The organism is Phytobacter sp. V69 (genome assembly GCF_965644215.1).
Lineage (GTDB): Bacteria > Pseudomonadota > Gammaproteobacteria > Enterobacterales > Enterobacteriaceae > Phytobacter.
In genome coordinates this window covers 1-21150 of sequence record NZ_CBFFRL010000053.1, presented here as the reverse complement: position 1 = coordinate 21150, position 21150 = coordinate 1, and the positions used below count along the sequence as shown (strand labels likewise).

Sequence of the window (21150 nt, the reverse complement as noted above, 5' to 3'; positions counted from 1 at the left end):
TCTTTTACTCCAGTAAATATTGGTATTTTTTCTCAATACGGCTCGTGAGATAAAAGATAATCATGTTAAGCAGCCAGTAAACGAGGATGACGCTAATAAATGCCGCAACCTGTTTTGCACCGTAACTGTTTTGCGAAATTTTCTGTGCCCGGCCAAAAATATCGACAATACCGATAATATTCACCAGCGAAGTCATCTTCACGAGGTTGATTAACAGATTGCCGAAATTAGGAATGGCGATAATGAGCCCCTGCGGGAAAATGACGTGCGCAATGCCAATATGCCAGGGAATATTCAGGCTGCGTATCGCCTCCTTTTGTCCGATATCCACGGCGTTCCATGCCGAGCGCATCATTTCGGCAAAATAAGGGCTAATGCCAACGGAGATAGACAAGATGGCAAAGGTTGTATCACTAATCAGCAGCGCGGGGAGTTCCAGCACCGAGAGAATCAGTTTGCCGCCGAAGAAAAAGAGCAGGATTAACAGCGCCAGCGGCGCCCCGCGCAGCACATCGGTATATGCCTTCGCCAGCCATCTTAGCAGCCGCGAACGGCTAAACTGCAACACCACGGTCACCAGGCCAAGTGCCAGACCGAGCATCAAAGAGGCCAGCGTAATCCCCAGCGTAACCGGCAGGTTTTCCAGTAATTTCGGCACGATGAACAGCAGGTCATCGAGACGCAATAAAGGTTGTGGATTCATGGTATTCGCCTCAGGAGTGGAACTGTAATCGGGCCAGAAACGCCTGTGTCCGCGTGTGCAGGGCTGCGCCAAAGATCTGCGCTGGCGGCCCTTGCTCGACGATTTCCCCGTTTTCCATAAACACCACCCTCGAGGCGACCTGGCGGGCAAATTCCATTTCATGGGTCACGATAATCATCGTTTGCCCGTTGGCGGCAATCTCCTGAATCAGCGTCAGGACTTCGCCGACTTTCTCTGGGTCCAGCGCCGAGGTAGGCTCATCGAGTAACAGCACCGCCGGGTTAATCGCCAGCGCACGAGCTATGCCAATACGCTGTTTCTGCCCACCGGACAAGCTGTTGGGGTAATGGTCTTTTTTATGCAGCAACCCGACCTGTTTTAGCAGACGTTCGGCGGCGGCGATGGCCTCCTGACGCGGGCGTTTTTGCGCATAGATCAGCCCTTCGGTAATATTTTGCAGTGCGGTGAGATTGTGAAATAAATTCCAGGATTGAAAGACCATCGCTGTTTTCGCGCGTATTTTTTCAATCTCTTTTTTTCCGGCCTTCGCGCAATCAACGACGGCATCGTCGATTTTTATTTTCCCGCTGTCGGCAGGCTCCAGAAAATTCAATGTGCGCAATAACGTTGTTTTCCCCGAACCACTCGGGCCAATAATACAGATAATTTCCCCTGCATCGATGGACAGCGAAACCTCTTTCAGTATTTTTTCGCCAGTAAAACTTTTACTGATTTTCTCAATAGCAATCATCATTCTATTTTCGCAGCGGGCGATCCCTGATAAATGCACAACGGTGCATCTCTTTCTTTACAAAAACTATATTGCTGCGGGGTCTATAAAGACAAACAAGAAAAAAACATATCCAAAGTTGAAAAACAGATTTTCGAAACGGCCGTTTTCCGGGAATGAATACAGGCAAACGATTAAGAGGAAATAAAGGCGGGAGAAAGAATGATCCACGCTTTATCGTCGCGGATCATCCCGTAGATTCTTTTTAACGGCTTACTCTTGTGGCCAGTAAGGTTCGCCGAGTGTCAGCATCAGGCGATTGGCCCAGGCAAAGAAGGCCGCGGATTGCACCAGATCCAGGATCTCCAGGGTGTTCAGCCCCTGCTCGCGCAACAGTGCCACATCCTGCGCGTTGGCCTGCTCGGGCGTACTGGACAGACGCGCGGCGAAACGGATAACCGCCTGCCAGCGTGGGGACTGGCCCTGCGTCAGATCGCCACCGGGGGCAATCGCCAACAAATGCTGCACCGCCGCCTGCTGTTTAGAGAGCTGGCTGGCTTTGCGCGCATGAACCGAGGCGCAGTAAATGCATCCGTTGACCTTACTGGCGACGGCTGCCGCCAGCTCGCGTTCGGCACGCGACAAGCCCGATGCGGTATAGAAAATGCCTTTATCGGTCAGCGTGCGCTGCTCAAGGACCGGAAGATTACGCCCCAGCAGGCGGAAATAGTCCGACTCGCTATGGCCGAAGCGGGCCAGGATGACCTGCTCATCGGCGCTAAAGTCTCCCAGCGCTTTTGCCGCAATCCACGGTTCCCAGCCAAGCTCCGCCTCGGTAAAGGCAACCGGTGCGCGTTTGCCCGTAAGCGTCTGAGGCTGAGTATGCCACTCCCCGGCGACAGCATCCTGTGCTGGCGGCGTGTCCACGTCATGGCCTGCCAGTAAACGATAGCCACGCAATAAACGGCTCTGGAAGCTGACAAAGGCCGTCAATTGCGACAGCGTCACAATGTCGTCTTCTGCCCATCCGGCGTCCAGCAAAGCCTGTAAGTCGCTCGCCTGTGCGTTGACGGGGTGCAGCGTGAGCGTTCTGGCATGAGCCAGTGCCACGTTCAGTGCCGGAGTCACGTTCGGGGCGCCTGTGGCTTTCGCGCGTTGCTCGTAATAGCGCTGCAAAATGCTGTCCCGCAGCCAGCTGGCAATTTGCGCCGCCAGCCAGAATTGCACGGCAAGCGTTAATTTTCCCTGTACAACGCTTGCGGAAAAAAGCGCCTCATAGCTGCCCTGAGTGTGGCGCGCTGCCGCATCACGCGTCTGGCGAGCGGCGGCCAGTTCACTTTGCGGTGCAATCTCGGCCAGGCTGTCGAGCAGATCATAGGCGTGCAGCGTGGTCTCTTTTTCGGGGATCTGGGGGTCATGCAACGTCATAAAGTCTCCTGCTGTTGAGTACGGTGCGTCATGCCGGGAATGGCGTCGATCAACTCCCGCGTGTAAGGGTCATGGGAATGGCTAAAAATGTGTTCCACCGGGCCGGATTCCACCTGTTTACCATGGTGCAACACGCTCACGGTGTCGGCGATTTGCCGCACCACGGAGAGATCGTGGGAGATAAACAGATAGGTCAGGCCGAGTTCGCGCTGCAGCGTATCCAGCAGGCGCAGAATTTGTGCCTGGACCGTCACGTCGAGGGCGGAAACCGCTTCGTCGAGCACCAGCACCTGGGGTTCCAGAATCAGCGCTCGTGCAATGGCCACGCGCTGGCGCTGGCCACCGGACAGCTCATGCGGTTTGCGGGTCAGTAGCTCGGGCGGCAGTGCCACGCGCTCAAACATCTCGTGTACTTTCTGCACCCGCGTTGCCCGGTCGAAGCGACCAAAGTTGCGCAGGGGCTCTTCTACAATGTCGAACAGGCGCTGTGCAGGATCGAGTGAACTGAACGGGTTCTGGTAGACCAGCTGAATTTTTTGCCGGAACTGGCGCAGCGTCTCCCCTTTTAAACGGGTGATGTCCGTCCCTGCGATCAAAATCTGCCCGCTGGTGGGGCGATGAAAGCCGAGCAGGCTGCGCGCGGTGGTGGTTTTCCCCGAACCCGACTCCCCGACGATGGCGTGCGTGGTGCCGCGTTCAACGTTAAACGACAGATTATCCACCGCGCGAAACGTCGTTTTGTTGTCCCCGGAAAGCGGATAGTTCTGGACCAGATTCTCCACCCGAATCACCACATCACCGCCGCTTGCCCGCGGCGCGCGCGGCGTGGGATTAAGCGACGGCACATCCGCCAGCAACGCTCTGGCATACTGGCTGCGGGGAGCCTGCAACACCACCTGAATCGGGCCTTGTTCCTGGACATGTCCATGCTGGAAGACCAGCAGCCGGTCGGCACGCTCTGCCGCCACGCCCAAATCATGGGTCACAAACAGCACGGCGGTACCGCTTTCGCGGCGTAGCTCATCCAGTAAATCCAGCACCCGTTTTTGCACCGTCACGTCCAGCGCGCTGGTGGGCTCATCGGCGATAATCAGCGCGGGTTTCAGCGCAATGGCAATGGCGATCAGCACCCGCTGTTTCATCCCGCCCGAAAGCTGATACGGATATTGCCGGGCGCGCAGCTCAGGCTGCGTCAGCCCGACGCGGGTCAGCAGCGCAAGAGTCTGCTGGCGAATCACCTGCCGGGGTACACGCTGATGTAAACGCAGAATCTCATCAACCTGGGCACCAATGGTTTTGACCGGGTTGAGCGAACTGGTGGGGTCCTGGGGAATCAGGCTGATACGCGCGCCGCGAATGCCGTCCAGCTGCTTTTGCGACCAGCGACTAATATCGGTGCCGTTCAGGCGAATCGCCCCACGGGTCAGGTGACCGTTTTCACTGAGCAAGCCAATCACCGCCTGTGCCGTAGTGGTTTTGCCCGAACCAGACTCCCCCACCAGCGCCACCACTTCACCGGGATTGATCTGAAATGACACCCCTTCCACCACCGTGCGATCGCCTTCGGCGGTACGATAGCGAATGGTGACATCCTCCAGTTCCAGTACCGGTACGGTTGCGCTGCTCTGTTGCAGACTCAGGTTCAGACTCATGCTTGCCCCCTGCGTAAAGACTGGCTGACACGGTTGGCCGCCAGCACTACCAGTACGACGACAATCCCCGGGAAGGCGGTCAGCCACCAGGCGGTTGAAAGGTAGTTACGCCCTTCGGCGATCAGCAATCCCCACTCCGGGGTCGGTGGCGGTGCGCCGTAACCCAGGAAGCTGAGGGTCGAAATAGCCAGAATCGCGCTGCCGAACTGCAGTGCGGCAAAGGCGAAGACGGTGCTTAAGGCGTTAGGTACGATATGGCGTAACAGCACGCTAAAGAAGGTACCACCGCTGCCCCATGCCGCTTCGACAAAATCACTGTGGCGTACGCGCAGGGTTTCGCCCCGCACCAGGCGGGTAAAGCTGGCAATCGAGGTGATCCCCACCGCGATGGCAGCGTTCACCGTGGCGAAACCCAGCAGAATGATGACGCTCAGCGCCAGCAGCAGGCCCGGAATGGCCAGCAGAATATCGATTACGCGCATGATCAGGCTATCGAGCCTGCCCCCAAGCGCACCGGCCAGTAATCCCAGCAGGCTGCCCAGCGCCAGGCCGAGACCGACCGCAATAAGCGCGCCAGAAAGCGAGTGCACGGCACCGTAGACAATGCGGGTATACAGGTCGCGACCCAGTTGGTCAGTGCCCAGCAGATAGCCGTCTCCTGGGGCAAGACGCTGTGCGCCCGCCACGCCTTCAGTCGGGCTGAAATGGGTGAACCAGGCGGGAAACAGCGCCCAGAGCACGACGGTCAGCAGGACCAGCCAGGCGGCGATCAGCCCCGGACGCAGCGTAATACGGGGCACGCGAAGGCGTTTGTGTAATGACGGGAAGCTGAGCTTCCCCTGAGGAACGACCGTCATGAGGCGACTCCTGTGCTGTTTTTCAGTCGGGGATCGAGCAAGGGATAGAGCAGGTCGATGCCGAGGTTGATCACCACGAAGGCGCTGGCGGAAATCACCACGATGGCCTGTAACACGCTGCTGTCCTGGGTGTTGACAGCGTCCTGAGTCAGTTGCCCCAGACCACTGCGCCCAAATACTGTTTCGGTTATCAGCGCCCCGGCGATGAGTTCGCCCAGTAACAGCCCTGCCACGGTCAGCGTTGGCAACAGCGCATTTCCCAGCACGTGCCGCCACAATACACCCGCCCGGCTGGCTCCTTTCGCGCGCGCCACGGCGACAAACGGCTGGGTTTGCACCTGGTCGATACTACGCATCAGAATTTGCGCCAGCGGTGCCGAAATCGGCAGTGCGAGGGTCAGCGTTGGCAGAATCAGCCCCTGCCACGGACCTAGGTTGATAACCGGGATCCACCCCAACTGGAAGGAAAAAATCTGGATTAACACGATGCCAAGCCAGAAGGTCGGCACCGAAATAAACAGTGACGGCAGCGATTGCAGCGCTGCGCGCAGCCAGCTAAACGGCGTCAGGAACGAAAGCCCGGCCAGCACAAAGGCCAGCAAGGTGGCGATAATCAGCCCTAACAGGGCCAGCAGCAGCGTGGAAGGCAGGTTCTCGCTCAGCAATTCGCTGACCGGCACGCCGGATTGCAGGGAAAGGCCGAAATCCCCTTTCAGCAGGCTGAGTACCGCGTGAACATATTGCGTCAGCACTGGCGTGTCAGCGCCATAGCTCAGGCGCAGCTGGGCGATTTGATCCGCACTCAGCCCGAGATCCGGATTCTGGAATTTGATCAGGATAGCGTCGCCCGGTAGCGCCTGTAACAGCACAAAAGAGAGCGTAAAGACGGCCCACAACACTATCAGTGCCTGACCAAAACGTACCGTCAGATATCTGACCATGGCATTTCCTCTATCACGGTGCCCCTCGCCCAATGGCGAGGGGAAACCCGTGCCTTATTTATCTAACCAGGTGTTGTAAAAACTCGGGCGACCTACGGCTTCGAAGCTCAGCCCTTTGGTGGACGGCGCCCCGGCATAGACCTGCGGCTCTTCAAAGATAGGGATCACGTAGGCTTTATCGATAAGGTATTGCTGCACCTCGTTGACCAGCGCGATGCGCTTGTCCTGTGTGGTGGCCGAAGCGATGCCATCGAGTAACCCGTTCAGATGGCTGTCCTCAAACTGCTTAACCTTGTCGCTGGCACCGCCTTTTTGCAGCAGTACATTGCGCACGGTTGGGTAGTACTGGCTTTTCAGCACGTCCGGGTCGGCACGGCCAACCATCGTCGGGTAAACAGCGGTTTTGGCCGGGTCGAGGTTATCGAGGGTTTTACTGCCCGCATCACCCGCCAGCACGTTGAGTTTGACGCCCACTTTGGCCCACTGCTGCGCCAACAGTTGCAGCGTCTCTTTGTTCTGTGGCTGTGGCGGTGATTCGTACGCCGTCAGCGTCAGGGATTGCCCGTCTTTTTGCCGTACGCCGTCCGGGCCGCTTTTCCAGCCCGCTTCATCAAGCAGGCGTGCCGCCTGTGCCGGGTCGAATTTCAGCTTGTTGGAGAGATCCACATAGCCCACCGCCGTTTTGGCTAGCACCGAGGTGGCCTGCGGGTAGTTGGTGGAAAAGAGCGTCTGGACAATCTCTTTGGTGTTAGTAGCATGCAGCAGCGCCTCACGCACTTTCTGATCGGCCACCAACGGGTTATCAGGACGGAAGTTGACGCTGTTGTTCACCCCGCGCGTGGGGGAAGCATAAACAGCAAAACCTTTGTCGGCGACGCGCTTCTCGTCGTAGGCCTGAATCTGGCGAATCGCATCGGCCTGCCCGGAGAGCAGCGCGCCAATACGAACGCTATCTTCCGGCGTCACCAGCACGTTAATGCCATCCAGATAAGGACGTCCCTGATGGGCAAAGCTCGGCGGCGCCCAGTTATAGTCCTTACGCGCCACCAGTTTCACTTCGCGCCCCGGACGGTCGCTTTCGACCACAAATGGGCCGGAGCCAATAATGCTGCGCGCACTGCCCAACTGGTTAAAGTTTTTCTCCAGTGTCGAGAGTGAGACCAGCCCTGAACCGATGGCAGAGGTGCCCTGCAGGAAGCCCGGTGACGGTGATTTGAAGAAGAATTTCACCGTCAGCGGATCGACCACTTCGCTTTTCAGGTAGTTGTTGATGACCTCGGAAACCGGCTGGTTGAGGGCTTTATTGCCCAGACCATAGGTATCGAAATTCTTCGCCACTGCTTTCGCATCAAGCGGCGTACCGTCCGAGAAGGTCACACCAGGGCGAAGTTTAAAGGTGTACTCGGTGTAGTCCGCATTGGTGGTCCAGGATTGCGCAATCCACGGCTCAATTTGCAGGGTTTTCGGGTTTTGCCAGGTGAGCTTGTCGGTTATCTGGTTGAGGATACCGCCGTTCGGGTAAAACCCGCCCGCAGGCGGATAGAGATTGGTGTATGCCTGTTGTTCCAGATAGATCAGGGTGCCGCCGTTTTTAGGCGCATTCTCTGCGGCAACCGAAGCGGAGCTGATCCCTGCCAGCGCCATCATGGCGAAAAGGCGAAATCTGTGTGTGGAGTGCAAAATCGACATTGTTATTTTTTCCTGTGGTTATCGTTTAAGCGTCATGCTGAGAGCGGCCAGACGACCCCATACAGGCGGCTAGCCGTCCGAAACCTGATTCGATATTTTCACAGCGATTCGTAAACCGCAAAGAACAATACTGATAATGAATATGCGTAAATTTGTTAGCGGGATGTGACACCAGAGCAGCGCTAGCGCGGGGTCTGCGCCTGGCTGAGCTCAGCGAGTAAACCGAACAGGCGGCGATCGCTATCGAGCGGTAAAGCACACCCCGGCGCAAAGATGATCCCGCGATCGCCACCCTCCTCGCGCAACAGGGTTAAGCGTTGTTCCAGACGCGCTTTCACCGCTTCACGGTTGCCCCCCTCAACATGAAAATCCTGGTGCTGATCGATACCGGTAATCAGCAGTTTGTCGGTACGGGCGCGCAGCTCCGCAACCCCTGTGCGTTGTTCATCAGGCACGCCGTGGGACACGTTTTCCCAGTTGAATGCCTGCACCGGGTAATCCAGATAAGGCTCGAAAAGCAGATGATGCTCACCATGGATATGCAGAATGTTGAGCCAGGTTTTGTCTTTGACGTGGTTTAACAATGCTTCGTCATACGGCAGGCTAAAGGTGTGAAACTCCTCCTCGCTCAACAGATCGCTACGGGCAAACTGGGTGGCAAGAAAGATGCCGTCGATACCCGCCTTCAGCAACGCGTCAAGAAAATTGAGGTTGGTCTGAAATACCGCATCCAGCGCGTGGCGCACTGCCTGCGGGTGCTGGCGCAGAAAAGCCAGAATCGGCTCTGGCCGGGTCGACTGCGTCAGCTCCTGTAGCCAGGTCAGCGGCGTAAACAAGGTCGCGATGATCGGCACCTCCCCGCGATAGTGCGCCACCAGGCCACGGACAATAGCAATCTCGCGGGCTAACACGGGGTTGTCTTTGTCGAGGACGGGAAGCGTGGCCAGATCCTCAACGCCCGCAATGGGGTAGCGACGGAAAACGCCGGACCACTGGGTGGGATCGTTGGGGAATTGAATATCCGCCCCATAGGCCTCAGCCAGATAGTGGCCGTTGGACATGACTTTGACGAAATCCCACTGGTACTCATCCGTCAGACGGATGGTTTCGCGAATAAAGGCATCCGGGTCGCGATCAACAAGCGGCAGATGAAACCAACCGGCAATCGCGGGCCGGGCAAGCTGTTCCCCGGTAAGCAGGGCTTTGATACGTGAGGTCGCGCTCATGGTGTTGCTCCGTTTTTGAGAAGGAGCCCCATTTTTTGCGCGTATTTTACCCCCTGACAACGAATTAAAACGGCGTAGATTATGCGCAATAAGCGCGCAAGATAATCAAATGTTACCAGTGATATCAATGTGTTATTTCAGCGTGCCGCACAGGACAGGCACGCCGTGTTCACCTGTAGCTTAGCGTGCAGCGAGGTCGTGACGCGGGCGCACAACGACCTCGGTCACCTGCGAATCCTCATCGGTATCAACGATAAGACGTACGGCACTGGCGATAGATTGCGGGGAACTGCGCGTAAGCGGATCGTCCCCGTGCTGCGGGCGGTTCATGGGCGTATCGGTCGGGCCGGGGTAAACCGTGGCCACACGTACCCCCTGCTCCCGCTCCTCATTGCGCAGCGCTTCCGCCAGCGCATGCAGGGCAAATTTGCTGGCGGAATAGACCGTGTGACCGGCCAGCGCACGCGTGCCCGAGCCGGAGTTGATAAACACAATCTGCCCCCGGCTGTCGCGCAGCTTCGGCAGCGCCAGGCGCGTCAGTTCGGCAGGGGCAAACACGTTGATGGCGAAATGGTGTTGCCAGACCTCCGGTGTGGCCTCCGCGACCCGGTAAGGCTGGGCCACCGCAGCGGAGTGCACCAGTACGTTCAGACGCGGCAACCTAGCGACAAAACCCGCCACCGCGCCACTGTCGCGAATATCCAGACTCACCGGAATCAAATGAGCGTGTTCCTCACTTTCAGATCCCACAGGGCGCCGACCGATCACATAGACCTGATGATCGCGGGCCAGGGTCCGGGCAATCGCCAGCCCAATGCCGCTGGTGCCACCGGTGACCACGGCCACCGGCCATTGCTGCGTGTTCTGGGGCATAAGAGCGCTCCTTAGCGTTCGCGCCAGGCATAGGGCACGGCAGGCTGCCACTCATCGCCCAACAGCTCGGGATCATCGAAATCAATAATGCCCTGAAAGTGGAGTTCACGATCCTCGTGATACAGCTGCCCGGCAATGTTTTGTGCCAGGGTGCGCGCCCCCTGACTGATACCGGGAATAAGGCCAACCACGTGACCATTGCTGAGCAACGCCGGGTAGCTAAAGCAGTGCAGCCGCGCCAGCGAGGCCGGGGCATCGCTATGTTTGGCCTGAAACGCGAAATCGGCTCCCAGATAGGGGTAACTCGCCAGTTGCGCGTTTTGTTTATCCGCAGGTGGCTGCCAGGCGGCATCGCCCCAGATTTTTACCTGTCCCACCAGCGCATGAAATTCCGGGCGAGCGTGCCAGTCCAGGGCATAACCGGTGGCGAGGATCAGGAAATCCACCGGCACTTCGCCCTGTGGCGTATGGATGACAAGGCCCTCACCTCGGGTTTCGACACGCTCAACCGGAGCGTTAAAATTGAACCAGGCATTGGGATGGCGCGACACGCGTAGTGTGCTGCCGTGCGGAGGTGGAATCTGGACGGTGGCGATATGCTGGGCCAGCCGCCATTTCCACTCATCCGGCAGATTAAAATAACCGGATTCAAATCCGGGATTGCCCGCCCCTTTTGACAGGTTCACCCGGGGGAAATCAGGACGACGGATCAGCAGTTCAACGCCTGCGGCTCCCGCCTCCAGCGCCGTGGCGGACACGTCCATCGCCGTGGCGCTGCCACCAACCACCGCCACCCGGCGTCCGGCAAGCGCAGCAAAATCAATCGCCTCTTCCGAGTGTGCCCAAAACTGTTTAGGCACATCGGCCACAAAATCCGGGATCGCCGGCCCACCAAAGGCATCCATCCCGATAGCGAGGATCACTTTGCGCGCGCTCACTCGCTCAGTTTCGCCATGATGCGAAAAGGTCAGTTCAACACGCAGGGGATCCTGCGCATTAATGTCCGTTAAGGTGTGATCGTTACGCACATCCAGCGCCAGCACCTGACGATACCAACGAAGATAATCTGCCCACTGCAGGCGAGGGATTTTGTCTAACGCCTCCCAGGCCTCAAGACCAAACTGCGCTTCGTACCAGGCACGAAAGGTCAGTGAGGGAATATCCAGCGCCGGCCCGGTCAGCTGTTTGGGGGAACGTAGCGTTTCCATGCGCGCGGTCGTCGCCCACGGACCTTCGTAATCTTTGGGCGCTTTGTCATACAGTACCGCATCAATACCCTGCAGGCGCAGTGCGAACGCTGCCGCCAGGCCCGCCATGCCTGCGCCAATGATGGCCACATTCTGCGCCTGGGCGTCAGGTTGTGGCGGCAGCCAGCGTTTCGCGGGCAAGGCCAGCCACTCCAGATCTTGTTTAATTCGGGCTTCCAGCGTGGCGAGCCCCTGCTCTGCAGCTACTGATGATGTAGAAGAAAGTGACATCGTCGTTATCCTTTTGTGTCAATGCATTCAGTCATTTGCTGAGTGATAGCACTTCGATGCCAGGGGAACTACGATTTAATATTGCTAGCCTAATGCAGACTTTTGCTATGCGGGGTATGGTGGCGTTTAGCCCTCCCGAGCACGCTACCGTAACCGTGGATAAGCCTCGCCGCTCTGGCGGAATAAATGGCAGCGCTTACCGGTAAAGCCCAATTGAGCATGATGCCCCGGAACGAGCGCGCTTTCCCCCGCGCTACGTCGGGTTAGTGGTGTATCGATACCCTCGATTTGGTAATACTGCAGCGTTTCATGGCCGAGATGCTCCCGCAGCACCAGCGTAGCGGACAGTGACGCATCCGCAAGCTCATCCACCACGAGGTCTTCCGGGCGGACACCCAGCCATGCTATTTCACCGGGGACGGCCAGGCTTGCATTCACAGCGACGCACAGAGAGGAACCATCCGATAACCGGACCTGCGCCCCGGCGGCATCGCCCTCTATCACCGTAACTGGCAGGGTATTCATACGTGGGGAACCAATAAAGGTCGCCACCTCAAGCGTGGCGGGATAATGGTAGAGCTCAAGCGGGGTTCCCACCTGCGCAAGGCGTCCGGAAGACATCATCACAATCCGGTCGGCCAGCGTCATCGCCTCCACCTGATCGTGGGTGACATAAATCATGGTGGCGTGCAGTCGCTGATGCAGGCGGGCAATTTGCACGCGCATCTCAACGCGCAGCGCCGCATCCAGGTTAGACAGAGGTTCATCGAACAAAAAGAGCGCGGGCTCTTTGACCAGCGCGCGACCAATCGCCACCCGCTGACGCTGCCCGCCCGAGAGCATGGCCGGTTTGCGCGCGATAAGCGGCGCCAGTTGCAACAACTGCGCGGCGTCCTCAACCTTACGTGCAATGTCGGCTTTCGGTTGCTTTGCCAGCGTCAGGCTATACGCCATGTTTTCCGCCACCGTCATGTGCGGGTAAAGGGCGTAGGATTGAAAAACCATCCCGATACTACGCTCCTGCGGCAACACGTCGTTCATTAACACGCCGTCGAGATACATCTCGCCGCTGTCGATATCCTCCAGCCCCGCAATCATCCGTAACAGCGTGGATTTGCCGCTGCCTGAAGGGCCAACAATGACCACAAACTCCCCATCTTCAATGGACAGACGAATATCCTGCACCACCTCCACGCCGTTAAAATATTTTCCTGCACCCTCAATCACTAAACGTCCCATATCACTCTCTTTATTAACGAAAACGCGCTGGATCGATAAACCCGGTATCCAGTTCAATGGCTTTGTCTAAGGCCTGGCGTGCAATCACCTCGCCAATGGCCGGGGCATGCTTAAAGGCGTGCCCGCTGTCCCCACCGGCGACCAGTACGCGACGGGCATAGCGCCCCACAACAAACTGCGCATCCGGTGTGCGGGTGATCATGCAGGGATGGGCACTGACAGGCTGGGGGTTAACGCCGCCCAGCCACTGGCCGACAGCATGGCTAATGCCGTGGATATCCTGCGGGAGAATGCGCCGTTCAATATGCTCGAGTGACAGCGGTGTGCGCGACACACCGATATCCCCCAGCCCCAATTTCACCGCCCCACCCGCCAGCGCACCGTGCCCCCAAAGCGTAAGTTGAGGTGTGATTTCACGCACGAACACCGGGAAATTCGCCAGACTGTAGCCCTCAGTGGCCTCAAACCAGGTCATCACCGTGCGTATCGGATCGAGCGGCAAGTCCGGGGCAAAACGCTGCAGCCAGGCTCCGCTAGCCACCACCACCTGCGCGGCCTTAATCTCCCCCGCCGATGTGGACAACCGCACGCCGTCCGCGGTTTCGGTCACCTTTAAGACGTCAATACTGGACAAGACCTGGGCGGAAAGCGCGCGTGCCCGTTGCAGTGCGGCACGGATAAACCCCTCCGGGTTTGCCACCCCGGCATCGGGATCCCATACGGCAATGTCTTTCGCCTCCAGCCCGAGATGCTGCGGCTGGCGTTCGCCAAGCTCGCGGGCATCCCATACCGGCAGCGCCACGCCCAGATGTTTTGCCGCCGCAAGCGTGCCTCTCACCGCATGTGAGTCCGGGCGGCCAATAATGGTGCCACCCGTAAGCGTAAGGAGTGACTCCCCCGTCAGTGCTTCAAGCTGCACAAACAGCTGGCGGGAAAGATTGGCATATTCCCCAAGCGCCGGGTGTTCCAGACAAAAGGTACGAAACAGCCGGGTTTTACCATGAGTCGCGCCAAGATCGTGCGGGGGGGAAAACCGATCCACACCGATGACCTTCGCCCCCTGCTCTGCCAGACGCCAGAGGGACGCGGCCCCCAGCGCCCCCAACCCAATGACGGCTACGTCATACCGCGCCTGCGTTAACTCAGCACTCATGTCCTGTTCCTTATTACAACTCAGAGGAAATTTTCCATGGATTCACCCCGCCATCGTGCACGGCGAAGGCGTCAATTCGCGCCAGTTCTTCTGCGCTGAATGCCAGGTTATCCAGCGCCTTGAGATTTTCCGCCAGCTGTTCTGTCGTCGAGACGCCCACCAGCGTGGATGCCACACGGTGATTGCGCAGCGTCCAGGCGATCGCCAGCTGTGACAGGGTTTGACCACGTTCACGGGCAATCTCAGCCAGCCCACGCAAGCGACGCAGGTTGTCTTCCGAGCGCGCTTCCTCTGAGATATACGGGCGTGGCTGAGCACGAGAGACATCCGTAAAGCCCTGCAAATAACGGTCAGCCAGCAGCCCCTGCGCCAGCGGTGTAAACCCAATAGCCGCGCCACCAAAACGCCCGACCACCTCCAGCAGTTCATCCTCAATCCAGCGGTTGATCAGCGAGTAAGAGGATTGGCTCACCAGCAGTGGAGTGCCCAGCTCTTTGGCGATGGCGAAAGCTTCTTCCGTCCGTTTTGCCGAATAGGAAGAAACGCCGACATACAGCGCCTTACCCTGACGCACAATGGTGTCCAGCGCCTCGATGGTTTCACGCACCGGCGTGTCCGGGTCATAACGGTGGGAATAGAAAATATCCACATGATCCAACCCCAGCCGCCCAAGGGACTCATCAATACTGCCCAGCAGATGTTTCTTTCCGCCCAGACGTCCGTTTGGCCCCAGCCATTGCGGCCATCCCGCTTTGGTGGTCACCACCAGTTCATTGCGATAGGCGGCGAAATCCTTACGCAGCACGCGGCCAAAATTTTCCTCGGCGGCCCCTAACGGCGGCCCGTACTGGTTTGCCAGGTCAAAGTGGTTAATCCCGCGTTCAAAGGCAAAGCGAATGATGTCGCGCTGCTGCTGAAACGGCGTGTTATCGCCAAAGTTGTACCAAAAGCCCAGACCAATGGGTGAGACGACCAGGCCGCTGTCGCCCACGCGGTTGTAGCCATACTGCTGAAAACGATCTGCCGGGGCTGCCCACGGGGAATTTGGATCCGGACGTTCATCCAGGAAGGTGACTCGGTGTTTATTTTCACTCATAACGTTCTCCTTGGGTCTTATTTGCCGCCGGAATGACTCAGCGACTGGGTAAAGGCGCGCTGGCCGATAAAAATCAGCAGCGCAGGGATCAGGGCCAGGATAAAGACTTCGGCGAATGCCAGCCCGTAGTTCTGGGTGTAGGCGGAGTCCTGCAGGCCAATCGCTACGGCCCCCGTCTGTTTGCTGTTATCCGTAATAATCAGGGAAGGCCACAGCCAGGCGTTCCATTGCGCCATCGCCAGGATCATGGCCGAACCAATCACCGCCGGACGCACCAGCGGCAGGTAAATCTGGAACAGAATCCGCCACCAGCGCGCCCCATCAAGTAGCGCGGCTTCCAGCTGTTCGCGGGGAATACTCAGAAAGAACTGACGCAGGTTAAAAATCGCCAGCCCGTGTACCAGCCCCGGCACAATGAGTGCCGTCAGGGTGTTGGCAAGCCCCAGTTGGTTGAACACGGTGGTCAGCGGTAGCGCCACCACCTCAAAAGGGATCATGAAAGCAAAGACCACCACCACAAACAGCCAGTCGCGTCCGGGAAAGCGCATCACCACCAGCGGAAACGCCGCCAGCACCGCGAGAAGGGTTCCCAGCAGCGCCGACACGCCGGTTACCCACAGTGAATTAAACAGGTTGGCGGCAAAGCCACGGCTAAAGGCGGCGGAGAAATTCTCCAGCGTCCAGCGACGTGGAATAAAGGTCCAGACATCGACGCTGGCCTGAAAGGTTTGCGCCACCGGGCGAAACGCAGAGGCCACCAGCCAGATAAACGGAATCGCAAAGAGCAGTGAAATCAGCAGCGCTATCCCGGTTGCCAGTACCCGCCGCAGCCGCAGAGTTCGGCGACGCAGCAGAACGCCGTGGATTACGGCGCGCTTCGCATTCGGCTCAACAGCCTGAATTGCAGCCATACCGTGACTCCCATCAAAATGAATAAAATGGTCATCTCCGCGAGCGCCGAGCCGGGTGAGCTCAGCGCGTAATAACGCGTGATGATGTCGTACATCAGAAAATTGGTGGAACCCTGTGGGCCACCTTTCGTCAGGGCGCTGACCGGGGCATAGAGAATGAAATTCCATACCGTGCTGGCGGTTAGGACAAACAGCAACTGGCGCTGAATCAGCGGTAAGGTTACGGTAAAAAACTGGCGAATCTCCCCGGCCCCATCCAGCATCGCCGCATCGTAGTAATCGCGCGGTACATCGCGAATGGCGGCGATCAGGAAGATCATCCAGTAGCCCACAGCGGTCCAGGTGGAAAGGATGACTAGCGCGGCCATTGCACCGTTAACGTCGGTAAACCAGCCGCTGACCGGAAGATGGGCCATTGCCAGCAGGCTATTGATGACCCCCTCCGGGCGCATCAGTACGCCAAAAACCACCGTAGTGCCCATCAGCGGTAGCGCCGTGGGCAAAAAAGCGAGGGTTCGCCATACGCCCGTGAACGCCACATTGCGGGTCAATAGCCAGGCCAGAAACAGGGCAAAGACCATGGTCAGTGGATTCACCAGTGCGGCGAACAGCAATGTGCGCCACACCGAATCCCAGAATCCCGGATCGTCAAACAGGTCGAGATAATTTTGCCAGCCTACCCACTTTGGCGGCAGCACACTGCCCGGCACAGAGGTATAAAACGACTGTACGATGGCAATGCCCGCAGGAATGATGCGCAACCATAGCAGCAGCAACAGTGCGGGAGTCAGCAACAGCCAGGCCGTGCGCGCCTCGTGACGTGCTGCCCTGGCTGGCCGCCTGCGGGTATGCGGGCGAGCGATCACTGATATTTTCTCCACGCCGCTTTCAGCTTCGCGTTGGTCGCATCCAGCGTTTTTTGCGCATCCGCCCCGTTAATGATGTCGCCAATCGCCCCAGTCATCAGTTGGGTAAACTCAGCGCCCCCGACGGTTTGTGGACGAATACGCGCAGAATGCTGCGCCTGCCAGGTCAGGATCGGTTGCAACCCGGCGAGACGCGGATCGGCGTAGGTCTGGTTCTGCCAGAATACGGCACGGGTGGCATCGGTGGTCGGTACGTTTTCGGTTTGCAGGTCGGCAGAGATAAACCCGCCGCGATCGCCAAACAGATACCAGTTAAGGAACAGCGCCGCCGCCCGCTGTTTTTCCTCACTGGCAAGTGCGCTAATGCCCAGCGCCCAGCCGCCACTGGTGGTGGCGTCCTTGCCATCGTTAAAGCGCGGTGCCGTGGTGATACCGAAATCCAGATCGGCATTTTTGGCAATGGTCGGTGAGTTCCAGATACCACCATAGAAGAAAGCGCTGTCGCCATTGGCGAAGGCCAGCGCCGTTTCTTTCACGCCACGGGGTGCCAGGCCGTCTGCATAGAGCTTTCCGTACCAGCTCAGCGCTTTGACCCATCCAGCATTGTTAACATCCGGGGTCAGCTGTTTGTCCCCGGTGACCCCATTGCCGCCGCCCAATGATTCCGCCAGCGGGTAGACGTAGTAATACATATCCGGCGTCGAGAAAGTGATGCCATACGCTGAGGCCTTGCTGTCTACCGCTTTGCGCGCGGTGTCACGTACCCATTCCCAGGTGGGGGCCTCGCCGGCTTTATCCGACGGGAACGCCACGCCAATCTGCTTGAGCACTTTTTTGTTGTAATAGAGGAAGGTCGTGCCGATTTGATACGGCAGATTGAGCAATTTGCCGTTAATGGTCGACTCCTGCATCGCAGGTGGGTCAATCAGGGCACGCTTCGCGGCGAACGCCTCGCTCAGATCTGCTTCCCAACCGCGCACCGCGTAGCTGGCGCTTTGCGGCTGGTCGATGTCGAAAATATCCACATCACCTTGGGCAAAGCGCGCACCCAGCGTCTCGTTGTAGCTGTTAAACGGCACCGCGTGATAACTGATTTTGATGGTCGGATACTGTTTCTCAAACGCAGCGATGATCTTGTTCGCCCGCTCCGCCGGAATAGCGCCGCCATAATAATTAAGCGTAATGTTTTTTTGTGGCGCGCTGAGCGTGTCGACCGACGGTATGGTGGCCGCGCCAGCCGACGCCGTGCCCAGCGACAACAGTAATCCTGCCAGCAATCTGGCCGGTTTTTTTGCAGATGAATCCATGGTGATACCCCTGAGTGCGATGTTGTTTTGTTATTTTTACTGCGTGAAACGTCCGCGGTAATCCGCCGCCGGATGGGGTGCAACCAGTCGGTCTCCCTCACCAAACAGCCGATGACGCAGTGACGACGTGGGCGCTAGCGGCACAAACAGGCCGCGCTGTGCAAGAACCGGTAACACCTGTTCAGCAAAGTCGCTGAAATCACGTGGGCTGACGAACTCATGAAGGTTGAAACCGTCCACGCCGGTGAGGCGAACGATCTCTTCGATGTCGTCGGCAATGCGCTCAGCGGTACCCACCAGCGTGCGGGCATAGGGACTTAAATCCACCAGCCGCTTTTTGATTGCCCCCACGCTGTCAGGACGCGCTTTTTCACTAGTAAAACGTGCTGACTCAGAGCGCGAAAAGTTATGTGGATCGGACGACAGCGTGTCGTCTTCGTGATAACGGGAGAGATCAAATCCGCTGGCTCCACCAAACGCTGCGTACTGGGCCTCGGGGGATTGCGCCGCGCGAATGGCATTGGCTTTCTCTTCCGACTCAGCCTGGGTTCGCCCCACCACGGTCGAGAGATCGGTAACCACTTTAATGTCCTGCGCACGGCGTCCTGCGGCAACGGCTGCAGCACGTAACTTATCGACATTGGCCCGCAGCGCCTGCAGGTTCATGCCGTTGACGAACACCACCTCCGCATGGCGGGCGGCAAACTCAAGCCCCCGACTGGACGCCCCGGCCTGGAATATCACCGGGGTGCGCTGCACGCTCGGTTCGGTTAAAGCCGGGCCTTGTACGGAAAAATACTCCCCCTGATGATCAATGCGGTGTACTTTTCGCGGGTCGGCGTAGCGTTTAACAGACTTGTCGTACAGAACGGCATCCTCTTCCCAACTGCCTTCAAGCAGCTTGTAGAACACATTCAGGAACTCATCCGCCCGCGCATAGCGCACCTCATGCGACAGTTGATCGGGCAGTCCGTAATTGCGTGCCGCATTGGGCAAATAGGAGGTCACCACATTCCAGCCGATTCGCCCTTTCGAGAGATGATCGAGGGTGGCAAAACGGCGGGCAAAGGTGAACGGATGTTCATAGGTGGTCGATGCCGTGACCGCAAAAGAGAGATGACGGGTCACCGCCATCATTGCGGGGATCACCATAAAAGGATCGTTGAGCGGGAAATCCACCGCCCCTTCTATCGCCGGATCCGGTGACTGGCGATAGACATCGTAAATCCCTAATACATCAGCAAAAAACAGCGCGGTGAACCCGGCATTATCCAGAAAACGCGCCCGCTCAACCCAATAGTCGAGATCTTTATAACGGTGCCGTTCGGCATCGGGATGCGTCCAGCTCCCCTGGGCGTAATACCCCACGCCATTCATTTCAAAGGCATTAAAAATCAACGGGCGTAGCGTACTCATGGCTGAGACTCCTGATGCGACACGGCGGCAAATTGTGCAATTTCGTGGCGACCCAGCTCCTGATAACGCAGCCGGACCGGATCGTGCAGGGTGTGAGTGCGGGCATTACGCCAGTAGCGATCGAGGCGTAATGCCCGGTCTGCGGCACGTGCGCCGCTCCAGGAAAATACCTCGCTGCTGACCGCCAGGCTGACCTCTGCCGCCAGCGCTTTGCTCGCTGCCAGCGACGCCTGTAGTTCCGCAAAGCGGGCGGTGTTGCCGCCTTGTACGTCGTCCAGCAACACGGCAGTTTCCGTTAACAGCGCGGCAACCGACCGGGTACGGGCGCTGAGTTGCCCAATCTGATAATGCAACAGCGGATCCTCCGCCAGCGTGGGCCACGGAGACTCAAAAGGAATACGGGTATCGCGGGCAACGGTCTGGGCCCCCCATGCAAGGGCTCCTTCAGCAATCCCCAGATCAATCGCCGCATGAATAAGACGTCCACTCTCATGCCAGGCAATACCGCGGTGTGCGGCATCCCATGTCTCCAGCACGTAATCGGCAGGCACGCTGACGTTGTCGAGGATCAGGCTGCCGCTGGCACTTCCGCGTTGCCCAAGGCCATTCCAGTCATCGTCAATGGTCACGCCTGGGGCATCGGTTCGCACCCAGGCCAACACCTGCCCGCCCTGCTCATTGCGGCCAATCACCGTTATCCAGCGGGCCCCTGTCGCCCCGGTCGCATAATATTTTCGTCCATTAATCAGGATGTTATCGCCCTGTCGAACCAGGGTGGTGGCGAAATCAGCAGAGTGTTTGCCACCGCGTTCACTGGCAGCGTTCGCAATGCGTTCGCCGTTGAGGACATCCTGCCAGAGGATTTGGCGCGCTCGCGCTGACGCCAGCAGGGCGATGGTGTCGGTAAAGCCATAATGGGGTTGCAGCAGTTGGGCTATACCCGCATCCGCGCGCGCCAGAATGCGCGCCACGGCAATCGCCTGCGCCTGGCTTCCGCCTTCGCCACCAACCTCCCGGGGAACTCTGAGCGCCAGTAGCCCGGACTGATGCAGGGCGTCACGCGCCTGCTGATAATCACTGGTGCGATCGGTAGTCACCGCCAGCGCCTCCAGCGTTTGGCTCAGCTCCACCGCGCGAGGAATAACATCAAAGGCAGAAGACGTCAGGTCGGGCGACAAGATCGCCGAAGTCAGTTGATCGCTCATATTTACTCTGATAGTGAAAATTAAAAAACACAAGAATTCCCAACGCCGCAGGACGTTGTAAATTAGACTTAATAGGTTTTAAACGACGGTATATTTTGAAAGCGAGAAAATCAACGCCAGGCGTTATATGTATTTTAGCTATACAAATCAGGATAATAAATTCAATTATTATTCATGCGGTTAAAATAAAAAAATACGGCATAACATTATTAAATTGAGGTCATTTATTATTTAATGCCAATAGATAGCGGGACGATTTCGGGGTTATTTCACGCAGGAAAAACAAGGTTACTCACCCAGCAATATATACCCAAGTAACTTCAAGATGCAGGATGGTAGTGCTTAAACAATCTATCCCTACGATTAACTTGGGTTTACTG

The 21150-nt window shown here is 57.7% G+C and carries 18 protein-coding genes; all 18 read right to left on the bottom strand.

Annotation, left to right across the window (positions count from 1 at the left end; translation table 11 throughout):
- Positions 1–4: 4 nt before the first annotated feature.
- A complete protein-coding gene (locus ACSZPU_RS09830; RefSeq protein ID WP_498998054.1) occupies positions 5–703 on the bottom strand; it encodes an amino acid ABC transporter permease in 699 nt (232 codons plus the stop codon).
- Positions 704–713: 10 nt separating this feature from the next.
- Positions 714–1454: an amino acid ABC transporter ATP-binding protein gene (locus tag ACSZPU_RS09825; protein WP_498998074.1), complete on the bottom strand. Its 741-nt coding sequence runs from the start codon at positions 1452–1454 to the stop codon at positions 714–716.
- A gap of 252 nt (positions 1455–1706) precedes the next feature.
- Positions 1707–2861, bottom strand: coding sequence for an alkylhydroperoxidase domain protein (locus ACSZPU_RS09820; RefSeq protein WP_498998052.1), 1155 nt, complete (start codon positions 2859–2861; stop codon positions 1707–1709).
- A complete protein-coding gene (locus ACSZPU_RS09815) occupies positions 2858–4513 on the bottom strand; it encodes a dipeptide ABC transporter ATP-binding protein (protein WP_498998050.1) in 1656 nt (551 codons plus the stop codon). Before ACSZPU_RS09815 ends, ACSZPU_RS09820 begins: the two co-directional genes overlap by 4 nt.
- Positions 4510–5370, bottom strand: a complete 861-nt coding sequence (locus ACSZPU_RS09810) for an ABC transporter permease (protein ID WP_498998048.1) — start codon at positions 5368–5370, stop codon at positions 4510–4512. The genes ACSZPU_RS09815 and ACSZPU_RS09810 overlap by 4 nt, the downstream gene beginning before the upstream one ends.
- Entirely contained in the window at positions 5367–6311 is a 945-nt protein-coding gene (locus ACSZPU_RS09805; RefSeq protein ID WP_498998046.1) for an ABC transporter permease, read from the bottom strand. The genes ACSZPU_RS09810 and ACSZPU_RS09805 overlap by 4 nt, the downstream gene beginning before the upstream one ends.
- Positions 6312–6365: 54 nt before the next feature.
- Complete coding sequence (locus ACSZPU_RS09800) at positions 6366–7958, bottom strand: TIGR04028 family ABC transporter substrate-binding protein (protein ID WP_498998072.1); 1593 nt, start codon at positions 7956–7958, stop codon at positions 6366–6368.
- A gap of 224 nt (positions 7959–8182) precedes the next feature.
- Positions 8183–9226 (bottom strand): uroporphyrinogen decarboxylase family protein, encoded by a 1044-nt coding sequence (locus tag ACSZPU_RS09795; protein WP_498998044.1) that lies wholly within the window; start codon positions 9224–9226, stop codon positions 8183–8185.
- A 180-nt stretch (positions 9227–9406) separates the two neighbouring features.
- On the bottom strand, positions 9407–10099 hold the full coding sequence (locus tag ACSZPU_RS09790) for an SDR family oxidoreductase (protein ID WP_498998042.1): 693 nt from the start codon (positions 10097–10099) through the stop codon (positions 9407–9409).
- An 11-nt stretch (positions 10100–10110) separates the two neighbouring features.
- Positions 10111–11577: an FAD-dependent oxidoreductase gene (locus ACSZPU_RS09785; RefSeq protein ID WP_498998040.1), complete on the bottom strand. Its 1467-nt coding sequence runs from the start codon at positions 11575–11577 to the stop codon at positions 10111–10113.
- 144 nt (positions 11578–11721) lie between these two features.
- Positions 11722–12816 (bottom strand): ABC transporter ATP-binding protein, encoded by a 1095-nt coding sequence (locus tag ACSZPU_RS09780; protein ID WP_498998038.1) that lies wholly within the window; start codon positions 12814–12816, stop codon positions 11722–11724.
- Positions 12817–12829: 13 nt separating this feature from the next.
- Positions 12830–13969 carry an N-methyl-L-tryptophan oxidase gene (gene solA / locus ACSZPU_RS09775; protein ID WP_498998036.1) on the bottom strand — a complete coding sequence of 380 codons (1140 nt, stop codon included), beginning with the start codon at positions 13967–13969 and terminating at the stop codon, positions 12830–12832.
- A 13-nt stretch (positions 13970–13982) separates the two neighbouring features.
- Positions 13983–15065, bottom strand: a complete 1083-nt coding sequence (locus ACSZPU_RS09770) for an aldo/keto reductase (RefSeq protein WP_498998034.1) — start codon at positions 15063–15065, stop codon at positions 13983–13985.
- Between the two features lie 17 nt (positions 15066–15082).
- Positions 15083–15976 (bottom strand): carbohydrate ABC transporter permease, encoded by an 894-nt coding sequence (locus ACSZPU_RS09765; protein WP_498998032.1) that lies wholly within the window; start codon positions 15974–15976, stop codon positions 15083–15085.
- Positions 15931–16857: a carbohydrate ABC transporter permease gene (locus tag ACSZPU_RS09760; RefSeq protein ID WP_498998030.1), complete on the bottom strand. Its 927-nt coding sequence runs from the start codon at positions 16855–16857 to the stop codon at positions 15931–15933. Before ACSZPU_RS09760 ends, ACSZPU_RS09765 begins: the two co-directional genes overlap by 46 nt.
- Positions 16839–18149 carry an extracellular solute-binding protein gene (locus ACSZPU_RS09755; protein WP_498998029.1) on the bottom strand — a complete coding sequence of 437 codons (1311 nt, stop codon included), beginning with the start codon at positions 18147–18149 and terminating at the stop codon, positions 16839–16841. The genes ACSZPU_RS09760 and ACSZPU_RS09755 overlap by 19 nt, the downstream gene beginning before the upstream one ends.
- 36 nt (positions 18150–18185) lie before the next feature.
- Positions 18186–19565: an NtaA/DmoA family FMN-dependent monooxygenase gene (locus tag ACSZPU_RS09750; RefSeq protein ID WP_498998026.1), complete on the bottom strand. Its 1380-nt coding sequence runs from the start codon at positions 19563–19565 to the stop codon at positions 18186–18188.
- Positions 19562–20770, bottom strand: a complete 1209-nt coding sequence (locus ACSZPU_RS09745; protein WP_498998025.1) for an acyl-CoA dehydrogenase family protein — start codon at positions 20768–20770, stop codon at positions 19562–19564. Before ACSZPU_RS09745 ends, ACSZPU_RS09750 begins: the two co-directional genes overlap by 4 nt.
- Between the last annotated feature and the right edge of the window lie 380 nt (positions 20771–21150).

Bases quoted from the DNA above. Each gene is read 5' to 3' on its own strand.
- solA (WP_498998036.1), bottom strand. From the start codon at position 13,969: ATGAGTGCTGAGTTAACGCAGGCGCGGTATGACGTAGCCGTCATTGGG.
- ACSZPU_RS09810 (WP_498998048.1), bottom strand. From the start codon at position 5,370: ATGACGGTCGTTCCTCAGGGGAAGCTCAGCTTCCCGTCATTACACAAA.
- ACSZPU_RS09800 (WP_498998072.1), bottom strand. From the start codon at position 7,958: ATGATGGCGCTGGCAGGGATCAGCTCCGCTTCGGTTGCCGCAGAGAAT.
- ACSZPU_RS09820 (WP_498998052.1), bottom strand. From the start codon at position 2,861: ATGACGTTGCATGACCCCCAGATCCCCGAAAAAGAGACCACGCTGCAC.
- ACSZPU_RS09755 (WP_498998029.1), bottom strand. From the start codon at position 18,149: ATGGATTCATCTGCAAAAAAACCGGCCAGATTGCTGGCAGGATTACTG.
- ACSZPU_RS09815 (WP_498998050.1), bottom strand. From the start codon at position 4,513: ATGAGTCTGAACCTGAGTCTGCAACAGAGCAGCGCAACCGTACCGGTA.
- ACSZPU_RS09790 (WP_498998042.1), bottom strand. From the start codon at position 10,099: ATGCCCCAGAACACGCAGCAATGGCCGGTGGCCGTGGTCACCGGTGGC.
- ACSZPU_RS09745 (WP_498998025.1), bottom strand. From the start codon at position 20,770: ATGAGCGATCAACTGACTTCGGCGATCTTGTCGCCCGACCTGACGTCT.
- ACSZPU_RS09795 (WP_498998044.1), bottom strand. From the start codon at position 9,226: ATGAGCGCGACCTCACGTATCAAAGCCCTGCTTACCGGGGAACAGCTT.
- ACSZPU_RS09805 (WP_498998046.1), bottom strand. From the start codon at position 6,311: ATGGTCAGATATCTGACGGTACGTTTTGGTCAGGCACTGATAGTGTTG.
- ACSZPU_RS09765 (WP_498998032.1), bottom strand. From the start codon at position 15,976: ATGGCTGCAATTCAGGCTGTTGAGCCGAATGCGAAGCGCGCCGTAATC.
- ACSZPU_RS09770 (WP_498998034.1), bottom strand. From the start codon at position 15,065: ATGAGTGAAAATAAACACCGAGTCACCTTCCTGGATGAACGTCCGGAT.
- ACSZPU_RS09785 (WP_498998040.1), bottom strand. From the start codon at position 11,577: ATGTCACTTTCTTCTACATCATCAGTAGCTGCAGAGCAGGGGCTCGCC.
- ACSZPU_RS09750 (WP_498998026.1), bottom strand. From the start codon at position 19,565: ATGAGTACGCTACGCCCGTTGATTTTTAATGCCTTTGAAATGAATGGC.
- ACSZPU_RS09780 (WP_498998038.1), bottom strand. From the start codon at position 12,816: ATGGGACGTTTAGTGATTGAGGGTGCAGGAAAATATTTTAACGGCGTG.
- ACSZPU_RS09825 (WP_498998074.1), bottom strand. From the start codon at position 1,454: ATGATTGCTATTGAGAAAATCAGTAAAAGTTTTACTGGCGAAAAAATA.
- ACSZPU_RS09830 (WP_498998054.1), bottom strand. From the start codon at position 703: ATGAATCCACAACCTTTATTGCGTCTCGATGACCTGCTGTTCATCGTG.